At 34.8% G+C, this 1156-nt stretch carries 2 protein-coding genes; one reads left to right on the top strand and one right to left on the bottom strand.

Translation table 11 applies throughout. The features are described 5' to 3' along the window. The first annotated feature begins 403 nt into the window (after positions 1 to 403). A complete protein-coding gene (locus A3EM_RS0108525) occupies positions 404 to 667 on the top strand; it encodes a hypothetical protein (protein WP_020527774.1) in 264 nt (87 codons plus the stop codon). A gap of 306 nt (positions 668 to 973) precedes the next feature. Here the strand turns inward: A3EM_RS0108525 and A3EM_RS0108520 are convergent. After that, positions 974 to 1156, bottom strand: a 183-nt coding sequence (locus A3EM_RS0108520) for an ATP-binding protein (protein WP_020527773.1), incomplete at its 5' end; no start/stop codon positions are given.

Raw genomic sequence — 1156 nt, 5'->3', positions numbered from 1 at the left:
GCAGATGTAGGTCTGGACAACCAGACTCCGGTAGCTGAAGGTATTGGCTATGGGCCTGTAGAAACCACTTTTAATGGTAAAATCAAAAAAGTGGTTGTTGAGGTAAAGTAAAGACAATTCAACAAACCCGGAAATGCCTGATATAATCTCAGTTCCGGGTTTGCATTTAATCCTAAAAAACTACCTGGGAAATAGTTCCTATTTTGGCAAATAATCCTATGTTCAAAACTTGAACTCTAATCTCACAAAAAAATACCCGCTGGTACGACTAATATTGAGGTGAACAGCTCATTCCAATGGACAGCACAAAGAACACTTGAAGGTCATGTGAAAATAATGGTAAACGGGGAGGAACTAATGAGTGGAGTCATTCCACGTTGTGCTCCCTTAACGTTCACTGCAAATGACTGCCTGGATCTTGGTAGTGACCAGGGCTGAGGCTTATTTTGAAAAGAAACCCTTTGAATTCAATGGAAAACTGAAAACTACCCATATCAAATATGATGGTAAGTTGAACAGATTTCGTCTACAATTAGGTTTGGAATTCAAAATAACAAAGGGAATAAATTATAAAACTTTTTGGAATCATCAATTTGCCAATGACCCTTCAATTCAAAGGGTAAATGCCTTTGGGATGTCACTTAAATTTTACTTTCAAAGATTTTAGACCTTTAACTGGAATAATGGCTAATGTGCAGAAGACTGGATTGGTAATTATTGGGTAATAAAAATCTCGATTTACTTCTTTTTTCTTTTGCAACAGTATTACCAGTTAAAATCATTTCATTTTCAATAATTGATTAGGTCACATAAGTTATGGGAAAATACAATTTTACAAAGTCCTATTTAGGATAGTGTGACCTAATTTTACATCAAAATTGCGTTTGAGTTGATACCAAATTTGTGCTTTACCAAGAAAGTGAATTTTATTTTGGGGATTATTTATTATATCTCTTGTGTCTCAAAAAATGGATTAATTTTGATTTTCAACCGATTTTTTTAGGGTGAATAAAAAAGTACTTCCCTGGTTACCTTTACTTTCCAACCAGATTTTACCTCCGTGAAGTTCTACTATCCTTTTACAATTGGCCAGCCCTAATCCATTTCCATCTGTATCTGTCCCATTGGAAAGTCTGGAAAATGGAACAAATATTTT

The organism is Flexithrix dorotheae DSM 6795, from assembly GCF_000379765.1.
Taxonomy (GTDB): Bacteria; Bacteroidota; Bacteroidia; order Cytophagales; family Flammeovirgaceae; genus Flexithrix; species Flexithrix dorotheae.
The sequence above is the reverse complement of the archived record's forward strand: the minus strand, read 5'-3'. Positions and strand labels throughout refer to the sequence as shown.

Excerpts from the sequence above, each read along its gene's own strand:
- A3EM_RS0108525 (WP_020527774.1), top strand. The coding sequence starts at position 404 with ATGACTGCCTGGATCTTGGTAGTGACCAGGGCTGAGGCTTATTTTGAA.